Source organism: Viridibacillus arenosi, assembly GCF_001955655.1.
GTDB lineage: Bacteria > Bacillota > Bacilli > Bacillales_A > Planococcaceae > Viridibacillus > Viridibacillus arenosi.
The window spans coordinates 113,611-124,857 of record NZ_MSPW01000013.1; the positions used below are offsets into that span (position 1 = coordinate 113,611).

Below are 11,247 nucleotides of genomic sequence, written 5' to 3' on the forward strand. Positions count from 1 at the left end.
ATCGTCTCCTTAACGTATAAGTTCTTTTTCATGTGGCAAGATAGTATCCGGGAAAATCTCAGTTGGATATTTTCCGGTAAAACATGCTAAGCATAGACCACGTTCCGGACCTTCGTGTTGACGAGCAATAGATTCTACCATGCCTTCAACAGATAAAAATGTTACCGTATCAGCACCAATTGCATCACGAATTTCTTCAACACTATGACTAGAAGCTATAAGTTCTTCTGATGAAGATGTATCAATACCGTAGTAGCATGGATCTGTCATTGGCGGAGAACTGATGACAACATGTACTTCTGCTGCTCCAGCTTCCTTCAACATTTTCACTATACGTCTTGAGGTTGTACCACGAACAATTGAATCATCTACCATTACAACACGTTTTCCTTGAACTACTTGACGTACTGGAGATAATTTCATTTTCACACCACGTTCACGTAACTCTTGTGTCGGTTGGATGAAAGTACGACCAACATAACGGTTTTTAATAAGGCCTAATTCGTAAGGAATCCCACTTTCTTCTGCAAAACCAATCGCGGCGGAAATACTTGAATCTGGAACACCTGTTACAACATCTGCCTCAATATGAGCACATTCTTTAGCAAGTGTTTTACCCATACGTTTACGTGCCATATGCACGTTTATGCCACCAATTTCTGAATCTGGTCTTGCTAAATATACATATTCCATTGCACACATTGCACGTTTAGCTGGTTCTACAAAACGGTCGCTTTTCACACCACTATCATTAATAACAATTAATTCTCCTGGTTCGACTGAACGAACGAATTCTGCGCCAATTAAATCGAACGCACAAGTTTCAGAAGCAACAACCCAACTGTCACCTAATTTACCAAGTGCTAAGGGACGTAAACCGTTCTGGTCTCGAGCCACGATTAAACCTTCTTCAGATAACATTAAGATTGAAAATGCACCTTTTAACAAAGTAAGCGCATTTTTCACTTTTGAAAGAAATGTCGGATACGTACTTTTTTTAATTAAATGAGCAAGTACTTCTGTATCAGAAGTTGAGTTAAAAATACTACCTTGACGTTCTAAATGTTGCTTTAAGTGATTTGCATTAACTAAATTACCATTATGCGCGATTGATAAACTGCCTGTTGATGAGCGGAACAGCAGCGGCTGAACATTTTCAATTCCGCCGCCTCCTGCTGTCGTATAACGTGCATGAGCTATTGCTGCTTGTCCTTTTAAGCCTTCTAATTTACCTTCACTAAATACATCATTTACAAGGCCTTCACCTTTTACAGCGCGAAATTGCTTGCCATCTTTGACAACAATCCCTGCACCTTCTTGACCACGATGTTGTAATGCATGTAAACCGTAATAACTAAGCTGCGCTGGGTTTTCATTACCCCAAATCCCAAACACGCCACATTCTTCATTTAAGCCTCTGAGTTCACCAAACATGGTATTGCCCCTTTCCAAGCATCTTGGAATTCTGCTACTGGACCTTCGATTAATGTAGAACCGTCTTCACCGCGAACACTCAATGTGGCATCTGCTGAAACAACACCAATTTTATGAGCATCTTTAACAGCTACTTCAAATGCTTGTGCATTTTCAGCTTTAACTGATACTAAGAAACGTGATTGCGATTCACTAAATAAAGCAGTCACTGCCGAACCTTCTAAGATGATTTCTGCTCCGAATTTTGTACCGAATGTTTTTTCTGCTAATGCAACAGCTACTCCACCTTCAGCAACATCATGTGCAGATGCTACTAAACCTTGTTGAATAGCATTTAATAACGCATCTTGACGTGTTGCTTCTACAGTTAAATCGATTTCTGGTGCTAGACCGAAAATACGTCCATCATTTTGCATTTTTTGAAGTTCAGATCCACCAAATTCAGTTTTTGTATCGCCGATTAAGTAAATATAGTCTCCAGCTTCTTTAACTTGTTGTGTTGTAACATGAGCTAAGTCTTCTACTAAACCAACCATACCAATTGTTGGTGTTGGATAAACTGCTACACCACTACGCTCATTGTAAAGAGAAACATTACCACCGATTACTGGTGATTCTAGTGCTAAACAAGCCTCTGAAATACCATCAGCTGATTTTTCGATTTGCCAGAAGATTTCTGGCTTTTCTGGGTTACCAAAGTTCAAGCAGTCTGTAATTGCAAGTGGTTTACCACCAGAACAAACGATATTACGGGCAGCTTCTGCAACCGCAATTTTCCCGCCAACTTCTGGATCTAAGTAAATATAACGAGAGTTACAGTCAGTTGTCATAGCAAGACCTTTGTTCGTACCACGTACACGTACTACTGCTGCATCAGATCCTGGTGCTACAACTGTTGATGTACGTACTTGATAATCATACTGGTCATAAACCCACTCTTTAGAAGCAATTGTAGATTGTTTTAATAGTGAGATTAAAGTTTCTTTATAGTCAGCAACTGTAGGCTCTACGTTTTCCATTGCTTGGAATTCATTGTAGTAAGCTGGTACTGCTGATGGTTTGTTATAAACAGGTGCTTCCTCTGCAAGAGCATCTGCAGGTACGTTTGCTACTACTTCTCCTTTATGTATAAGGCGAAGCATTTTATCGTCAGTTACATGACCGATAGTTACAGCATCTAAACCATACTTCTCGAATAAAGTAACGATTTCAGCTTCATGTCCTTTTTTCACAACGATTAACATACGCTCTTGAGATTCTGAAAGCATCATTTCATAAGCTGTCATACCTGTTTCACGTTGAGGTACTAAATCTAAGTTCATCTCAATACCGTAACCTGCTTTAGAAGCCATTTCGGCAGATGATGAAGTTAAGCCTGCAGCACCCATATCTTGAATTCCAACTAGTGAATCAAATTTCACTAATTCTAGGCAAGCTTCAAGAAGCAATTTCTCCATGAATGGATCGCCAACTTGTACAGCTGGGCGTTTTTCCTCTGATGACTCACTTAATTCCTCAGAAGCAAATGTAGCACCGTGAATACCATCACGACCTGTTTTAGCACCAACATACATTACTGGGTTACCCACACCTGAAGCAATACCTTTTTGAATGTCTTTATGATCGATTAAACCGACACACATTGCATTTACTAGTGGATTGCCTTCGTAACAATCATCAAATTGAATTTCGCCACCAACTGTTGGAATACCGATACAGTTACCGTAGCCTGCAATTCCTGCTACCACTTCTTCAAATAAATATTTTACGCGTGGAGTTTTCAACTCACCAAAGCGTAGAGAGTTTAACATAGCAATCGGGCGTGCACCCATTGAGAACACATCACGGATAATACCGCCTACACCTGTCGCTGCACCTTGGTAAGGTTCAATTGCAGACGGGTGATTATGTGATTCCATTTTGAACACAACGGCTTGGTCATCGCCGATATCGACGATTCCTGCACCTTCACCAGGGCCTTGTAATACTCGAGGTCCTGTAGTTGGGAATTTACGTAGCACCGGTTTAGAGTTTTTATATGAGCAGTGCTCTGACCACATTACTGAGAACAAACCTGTTTCAGTCCAGTTCGGTAGACGTCCTAGAATACTTTCAACTAGCGCAAATTCTTCATCGGACAAGCCCATTTGTGCATAGAGTTTTTGCTCTTTAATTTGCTCTTGTGTTGGTTCAAGCTTGATTGACATGTGTTTCCCTCCACTGTTTGACGATTGATTTAAATACTGCAAGTCCATCTGCGCCACCGATTAATTCATTTACTGCGCGCTCTGGGTGAGGCATCATACCAAGTACATTACCGCGTTCATTGACGATTCCTGCAATATCTTCTAAACTACCATTTGGATTTTCGCTAGAATAAGTGAAAACAATTTGGTTATTGTCCTTTAATGATTGCAAAGTATCTTCATCACAGTAATAATTTCCTTCACCATGGGCGATAGGTACTTTAATAATTTCATCTTTTGCATATTGATTTGTAAATTGTGTATTATTGTTAACTACTTTTAAGTCAACTGTACGACACATGAATTTCAAGTTTTTATTGCGTAGAAGGGCACCCGGAAGTAAGCCTGCCTCCGTTAAAATTTGGAATCCATTACAAACGCCAAGAATTGGCTTACCTGCCTCAGCAACTTTTACTACTTCAGTCATAACATTTGAAGAGCGAGCGATTGCACCACAACGCAGGTAATCTCCGTAAGAGAATCCACCTGGTAATAAGATACCGTCATAGCTACTTAAATCTTTTGTATCGTGCCATACATATTCTGCTTCTTCACCAAGCTCGTCCTTAATTGCGTGATACATATCTAAATCACAGTTCGATCCTGGGAAAACGAGTACTGCGAACTTCATAGTTAGTTAGCCTCCTCGACTTCAAAACGGTAGTCTTCTATAACAGTATTTGTAAGTAGTTTTTCGCACATTTCTTTTACCACTACATTTAAATCACGATCAGATGGTTCGATTTGTAATTCTAAATACTTACCAATACGAACGTCTGCAACTTCTTTGTAGCCCATTGTGTGTAATGAACCTTTCACTGCAGAACCTTGTGGGTCTAATACACTTTCACGTAATGTTACATAAACTTTTACCTTTTTCATTTTGATAGTCCTCCTAGGCGAGCTAATATGATTTTATAAACATCTGTTAAATTACCAAGATCACGACGAAAAACGTCTTTATCAAGTTTTTGATTTGTTTCTATGTCCCAAAGACGGCAAGTATCTGGTGAAACTTCATCTGCTAATAGCACTTGCCCATTAGCGTCACGACCAAACTCTAGTTTGAAGTCTACTAGAGTTACGCCGATTTCTTGGAATAATGGACGGAGAACTTCATTCACCTTTAAGCCATTGTCGTAAAGAGCTTGTACTTCTTCTGGTGTAGCAATATTCAATATTTCAATATGCTCTGTTGTGATGAGTGGATCTCCAAGATCATCGTTTTTGTAATAAAATTCAACGATTGGACGACGAAGAGTTGTACCCTCTTCGTATCCAAGTCGTTTTGCAAGGCTACCTGCTGCAATATTGCGGACAACCAATTCAATTGGAATAATGTCTACTTTTTTTACAAGCTGTTCGTTTTCTGAAATTTGTTCAACAAAGTGAGATTCGATTCCCGCTGACTTTAATTTATCGAAAATTAAAGTTGTAATTTTATTATTTAAAATTCCCTTACCTGCGATTTCCTCTTTTTTCTCACCATTGAATGCTGTAGCACTATCTTTGTACTCAACAAACAGAATATTTTCTTCTGCTGTTGAGTACAATCTTTTAGCTTTTCCTTCATACAAAAGTTGACCTTTTTCCACTGTTAATTCCCCCGGTTTAGTTTAATCCTAGACGTTCAAAAATTGTATCTACATGTTGTAGATGATGATTGTAATCAAAGCAATCATCTAACTCTTCTTTTGATAAATGAGCAGTGATTTTCTCACTAGCATCAACTAGTCCACGGAACTGCACTTGTTCGTCCCAAGCTTTAGCAGTTAGGGGCTGTACTGTATCGTACGCTTCTTCACGTGCAAGGCCTTTGTCGATCAAAGCAAGTAATACACGTTGTGAATAGATAAGGCCAAATGTGCGACCCATATTGAGTTTCATATTGTCAGGGAATACTGTTAAGTTTTTCACAATGTTTGCGAAACGATTTAACATGTAATTTAGAGCAATTGTACCGTCCGGTAAGATTACACGCTCTGCTGATGAATGTGAGATATCACGTTCATGCCATAATGACACGTTTTCATAAGCTGTCATCATATAGCCGCGAAGTAAACGAGCCATACCAACCATATTCTCAGAACCAATTGGATTACGTTTGTGAGGCATTGCAGAAGAGCCTTTTTGACCTTTTGCGAAGAACTCTTCTACTTCACGTGTTTCTGATTTTTGTAAACCGCGAATTTCAGTTGCGAATTTCTCAATTGAAGATCCGATTAAAGCTAACGTTGCCATGTATTGTGCGTGACGGTCACGTTGTAACGTTTGTGTAGAGATAGGAGCTGCTTGAAGGCCCAATTTTTCGCAAACGTATTTTTCAACAAATGGATCAATATTAGCATAAGTACCAACTGCTCCAGAAATTTTACCTGTTTCTATTACTTGAGCAGATGCTTCGAAGCGTTCTAAATTTCGTTTCATTTCTTCTAACCATAATGCGAGTTTTAAACCAAATGTAGTTGGTTCAGCATGAACACCGTGTGTACGGCCCATCATAACTGTGTATTTATGTTCTTTCGCTTTATTCTCTAAAATTTCGATAAAGTTTTTAATATCTTTACGTAAAATTTCGTTAGCTTGTTTAATTAAATAAGAAAGAGCAGTATCTACAACATCCGTAGAAGTTAAACCGTAATGTACCCATTTACGTTCTTCCCCTAGAGTTTCAGAAACAGCACGAGTAAATGCAACTACATCATGTCGAGTATCTTTTTCAATTTCTAAAATACGGTCGATATCAAAACTTGCACCCTCACGGATTTTCACAACATCCTCTTTAGGGATATCACCAAGTTCTGCCCAAGCCTCACATGATAAGATTTCAACCTCCAACCAAGCTTGATATCTGTTTTCTTCTGTCCAAATTGCGCCCATTTCAGGACGAGTATAGCGTGTTATCATATTGTTCTCCTTCTATTCCGACCAAATGTGGGAATCATTAATTTCTGTTAACGTTTTTTGAATGTCGTTTGTCATAATCGTAACGTGGCCCATTTTACGATTATGTTTTGCTTCTTGTTTACCATATAAATGAATAGACCAGTCAGAGTATTTTGAAATAGAGTTACTCAGTGGTACGACATGTTGTCCAAGGACATTAACCATAATCGAAGGCGCCCATAATTGTGGTTCACGTAATGGCCAACCACATACAGCACGAATATGCTGATGGAATTGTGAAATGTTGCAGGCCTCAATCGAATAGTGTCCTGAGTTGTGTGGACGTGGTGCTAACTCATTAATAATAACTTGTCCATTCTCTAAAACAAATAGTTCTACAGCTAGTGTACCCACTAATTTAAGATGATTCGCAATTTTTTTCGCTTCTTCAGTAGCTCGTTTAGCAGTTTCTTCTGTAATACGTGCGGGTACAATCGTTTCGTGTAAAATATGATTCACATGAATATTTTCTCCAATAGGAAGACAATACGTTTCTCCCTGAACATTACGTTGTACAATGACAGAAATTTCTTTCTCGAATGGTACGAATGCTTCAGCTACACAAGCAGAATGTTCAAATAAAGATTTCGCTAAAGACATATCCTTTTCTGATCGTAACGTCTGTTGGCCTTTCCCATCATAACCACCTCTTGCAGTTTTCACGACGCAAGGGTAACCAACAATTTCGATTTTACTCTGAAGTTCCTCGAAGCTATCAGCATTTATGTATGTTGCAACTGGACAACCAGCCTCATTAATCGCAGATTTTTCAAGAATTCGGTTCTGCGTAATACGTACAAGTTCAGCACCTTGAGGTACATAGGCAATCTCAGATAATCTTTTCAAACCAGCATAATCGATGTTTTCAAATTCGAATGTAATAACGTCACTTACTTCTGCAAGCTCTTCTAATGCAGCTTCGTCGTTATACGGAGCAACGATACGAATATCTGCAACTTGACCACATGGTGAATCCATTGTTGGCTCAAGAACAGCAATTTTAAAACCAGCTTCCTTTGCTGCCATTGCCATCATACGACCAAGTTGACCGCCACCGATTATTCCAATAGTTTGACCAGGATAAATTTTCGTCACTCTAACTCACCTGAACTTTCTAGAGCTTTCATTTTCATAGCTTGGCGTCGTGCTTCTATTTTTTCTGTGATTTCAGAATCTGTTGTAGATAAAATTTGTGCTGCTAGTAATCCTGCGTTTGTCGCACCAGCTTTGCCGATAGCAACAGTCGCTACAGGAACACCACCAGGCATTTGCACGATAGATAATAAAGAATCTAGCCCATTTAATGCTTTTGATTGAACAGGTACACCAATAACCGGTAGAGTTGTTTTTGCAGCTACCATACCTGGTAAATGCGCTGCACCACCTGCTCCAGCAATAATGACATGAAGGCCTCTTGTACGAGCTTCCTGTGCATATTCAAACATCAAATCTGGTGTTCTATGTGCCGAAACCACTTTTTTTTCATATGGAATCTGCAATTCATCTAATACATCACACGCATGTTTCATTGTTTCCCAATCACTTGAACTTCCCATGATCACGCCAATTTTTGAACTCATACATTCCGCTCCTTTAAACAAATAAAAGTCCCCAAATAAAATACTTCACACAGCCATGCGTGAAAGCAATTTACTTGAGGACATAACAAAAGAGTTTGGCTTAGAAACATTAGCTGTACGCAATTGTGTCACACCTTTCACTCTCATTCCAAAAGTTGCTTTCCCGCATAGTCCGACATTTACGGTGTCGGGTAGAGACACTAAGGCCAATTCCTTAGCATATATGGGGATTCGATGTTTTCCTTCTCACATTTTAACAATTGAACGAGTACAAGTCAATGCAAAAATACGAACAATAAATTTTAGTAAATAGATAATGTTCGTATTTAGATTCATTTTCTAGTTATTCTTCACATAACATACCTTTAAACCGTATTATTTGACGAACTGGAACAGGATTTCCGTCTTTCATTTCAAAAAGAGGTTCCTCTTTTCGTGCAATCGGCATATATCCAGCCTCTTTCATACGTTGCAAACACGCATCAATCGTTTCGTTCTCTTCCACTTCGAACCATACTTGCTTTTTACTCACACTTTCACTTCCTTAAATAACATTATCCTTATTATAGCTTGCTTTCTTCATTTCTTACTCGTAAATCTTTAAGAATTTATGATATCTTTTCTTTTTAAATCAATGAAAAAGGGATATCCTACAAAAGTCGTTTTATCGACTCTTTGGACAGCCCTTTTACTTTACTTTACTTTACTTTACTTTACTTTACTTTATTTATTTTCGATAGCTACAGGCTTTTTAGCAACACTAGTCTTGATTGCAGCTTCACTAACGGCCTTCGCAACTATAGGAGTAACACGTTCATCTAAAGCATCTGGAATAATTGTACCTTGTGCTAAATCATTTCCATCAATTAAAGAGGCAATTGCAAAAACAGCCGCTAATTTCATTTCCTCATTAATCTCTGAAGCATGAACATCCAATGCACCACGGAAAATCCCAGGGAATGCTAACATATTATTTACCTGATTAGGATAATCCGAACGACCTGTTGCGAAAATACGCACACCCCATCGCATAGCATTCTCATAAGATACTTCTGGATTTGGATTAGCAAGTGCAAAAATGATAGGGTCATGATTCATACTCTGTATCATTTCTTCATCCAAAATGTTTGCAACAGATACTCCGATAAAAATATCTGCACCAATAAGTGCTTCGCTTAATGATCCTTTTCGTCCTTCACTATTCGTCACTTTAGCAAGGTCATGTTTTACCGAATTCATCCCATTTTCGCGACCTTCATAGATAATACCTGTTGAGTCACAGATTATTATATGTTCGTAGCCAATTTGTTTCAAGATTTTCAAGATAGCTACACCTGCAGCTCCAGCACCGTTTATAACAATACGTACAGTGCTCTTATCCTTATTAATAACCTTCAAGGCATTACTTAGACCAGCACCAACTACAATCGCTGTACCATGCTGATCATCATGAAATACAGGTATAGAACATTCTTTACGCAGTCTTTCTTCAATTTCAAAACATCTAGGAGCTGCTATATCTTCTAAATTAATGCCTCCAAATGTTGGGCTTATACCTTTTACAATTCGCACTATTTCATCTACATTTGTAGTATCTAAGCAGATAGGAACAGCATCAATGTTAGCCATCTTTTTAAAAAGGACTGCCTTACCTTCCATAACAGGTAAGGCAGCTTCAGAACCGATATTACCTAGCCCTAAAACAGCCGTACCATCTGTCACTACAGCCACTAAATTACCTTTTGCCGTATATTCATAAACTGTAGTTGGATCCTTCACTATCTCCAAGCAAGGTGCAGCAACTCCTGGAGAATAAGCTAAGCTTAAATCATCTATAGTATTAATCTCCACTTTGGAAATCACTTCAATCTTACCTCTATTTTTTTTATGCATTGCTAACGCATTATTTTTTAATTCACTCATACTCTTCCCCCGATTCATTTTTTAACACAAAATAGAAAATATAATACATAACTAAGCATATTTTTCATTTTCTATATTAACACAAAACAAAAAATTTCATGCATAACTTAGATTATTTATAGATTTCTATTTAAGCGTTATAAGAATATATAGTAATTCATTCTGAAAATTCAGTCAATTTATTTTTATATTTTTCCTAGTTATTATTTATTAATATACTAACGCTGAAAATATTTAAGGTGAACTTCTCGAAAGAATTGTCGTTACTTGATTTTTAAACGTCGATTATTATAATCTAACTGCCTAAAGTATATAAGTTTAATATCTTCTTTTTGGACTATATATCCCTATTATTTGCATAATCCTTTATCTTATACTATATTTCGATAATAATTGCAAAATCATAATAAACAAATAAAAACCACCTGTAGAACAGGTGGTTTTTATTTCACCCTCTTTGCTTACAAACACCTAAAGGCAACCTCTCAATTGACCTTCAATCATTTTGTCTCAAGATCTTTTTAAACAAATCGCGGTATTCTTCTTTGCTCGTACTATCTGGAAGCGATCTTTAGTTTCTTGATTTCTAATATACTTGGTAATTATTTTTTCATTTAAACCAACGGTACTAACATAATATCCGTTTGTCCAAAATGCTTAGTTTTCATGGATATATTTCAGATTAGCATGTCGATTAGGAACTTTCCTCTTTCAAATATCAATACAGACATTTTTGGTGGAATTTTGATTCTAAAATGACATCGATAGCTTTTCTTAATTTACCGTAAATTATTTTGCTTATGTATTTATGTAAGAACAAGATGTGATACTTACTTTTCATCATGTATATGATAAACCATTGTCGCTCGATACCTGTAAAAAACTCCAATCGTTTCTGAAGATGGTTTAATGGCCTTCTACTATTATAACAATTGGAGTTTTTTCTCTTGGAATTTCAAATAGTCATAGCTTTTGGTTTTAAAAGGACAAATAAAAAAGACACAACCGATAAAATCAGTTGTGCCTTAGTATGCCTAGCAACGTCCTACTCTCACAGGGGGAAACCCCCAACTACCATCGGCGCTAAAGAGCTTAACTTCCGTGTTCGGCATGGGAAC

Annotated in this window: 10 protein-coding genes, 1 rRNA gene, 1 pseudogene and 1 riboswitch; all 12 genes and pseudogenes read right to left on the bottom strand. The window is 37.7% G+C overall.

Translation table 11 applies throughout. The annotated features are described in order from the left end of the window. Positions 1-9 precede the first annotated feature (9 nt). Positions 10-1,434: an amidophosphoribosyltransferase gene (gene purF, locus BK137_RS18990; RefSeq protein ID WP_038178696.1), complete on the bottom strand. Its 1,425-nt coding sequence runs from the start codon at positions 1,432-1,434 to the stop codon at positions 10-12. Further along, positions 1,410-3,641: a phosphoribosylformylglycinamidine synthase subunit PurL gene (purL, locus tag BK137_RS18995; RefSeq protein WP_038178697.1), complete on the bottom strand. Its 2,232-nt coding sequence runs from the start codon at positions 3,639-3,641 to the stop codon at positions 1,410-1,412. The genes purF and purL overlap by 25 nt, the downstream gene beginning before the upstream one ends. Beyond that, on the bottom strand, positions 3,625-4,311 hold the full coding sequence (gene purQ / locus BK137_RS19000; protein ID WP_038178698.1) for a phosphoribosylformylglycinamidine synthase subunit PurQ: 687 nt from the start codon (positions 4,309-4,311) through the stop codon (positions 3,625-3,627). The genes purL and purQ overlap by 17 nt, the downstream gene beginning before the upstream one ends. 2 nt (positions 4,312-4,313) lie before the next feature. Further along, on the bottom strand, positions 4,314-4,562 hold the full coding sequence (purS, locus tag BK137_RS19005) for a phosphoribosylformylglycinamidine synthase subunit PurS (RefSeq protein WP_038178699.1): 249 nt from the start codon (positions 4,560-4,562) through the stop codon (positions 4,314-4,316). Beyond that, entirely contained in the window at positions 4,559-5,275 is a 717-nt protein-coding gene (purC, locus tag BK137_RS19010) for a phosphoribosylaminoimidazolesuccinocarboxamide synthase (protein WP_038178701.1), read from the bottom strand. The genes purS and purC overlap by 4 nt, the downstream gene beginning before the upstream one ends. A 16-nt stretch (positions 5,276-5,291) precedes the next feature. Next, positions 5,292-6,587: an adenylosuccinate lyase gene (gene purB, locus BK137_RS19015; RefSeq protein WP_038178703.1), complete on the bottom strand. Its 1,296-nt coding sequence runs from the start codon at positions 6,585-6,587 to the stop codon at positions 5,292-5,294. 12 nt (positions 6,588-6,599) lie between these two features. Then, positions 6,600-7,721, bottom strand: a complete 1,122-nt coding sequence (purK, locus tag BK137_RS19020) for a 5-(carboxyamino)imidazole ribonucleotide synthase (protein ID WP_038178705.1) — start codon at positions 7,719-7,721, stop codon at positions 6,600-6,602. Next, the gene (purE, locus tag BK137_RS19025; RefSeq protein ID WP_038178707.1) at positions 7,718-8,206 is read right to left on the bottom strand and encodes a 5-(carboxyamino)imidazole ribonucleotide mutase; all 489 of its coding nucleotides are present in this window, start codon (positions 8,204-8,206) and stop codon (positions 7,718-7,720) included. The genes purK and purE overlap by 4 nt, the downstream gene beginning before the upstream one ends. A gap of 148 nt (positions 8,207-8,354) precedes the next feature. Next, a riboswitch (purine riboswitch) is annotated at positions 8,355-8,453 on the bottom strand. 96 nt (positions 8,454-8,549) lie between these two features. Next, on the bottom strand, positions 8,550-8,738 hold the full coding sequence (locus BK137_RS19030; protein ID WP_038178709.1) for an NETI motif-containing protein: 189 nt from the start codon (positions 8,736-8,738) through the stop codon (positions 8,550-8,552). Between the two features lie 191 nt (positions 8,739-8,929). Beyond that, positions 8,930-10,129, bottom strand: coding sequence for an NAD(P)-dependent malic enzyme (locus tag BK137_RS19035; protein WP_038178711.1), 1,200 nt, complete (start codon positions 10,127-10,129; stop codon positions 8,930-8,932). Between the two features lie 496 nt (positions 10,130-10,625). Continuing rightward, positions 10,626-10,973, bottom strand: a pseudogene (locus tag BK137_RS19040) (transposase). A gap of 188 nt (positions 10,974-11,161) precedes the next feature. Then, positions 11,162-11,247 (bottom strand): 5S ribosomal RNA (gene rrf / locus BK137_RS19045); the annotation flags it as partial.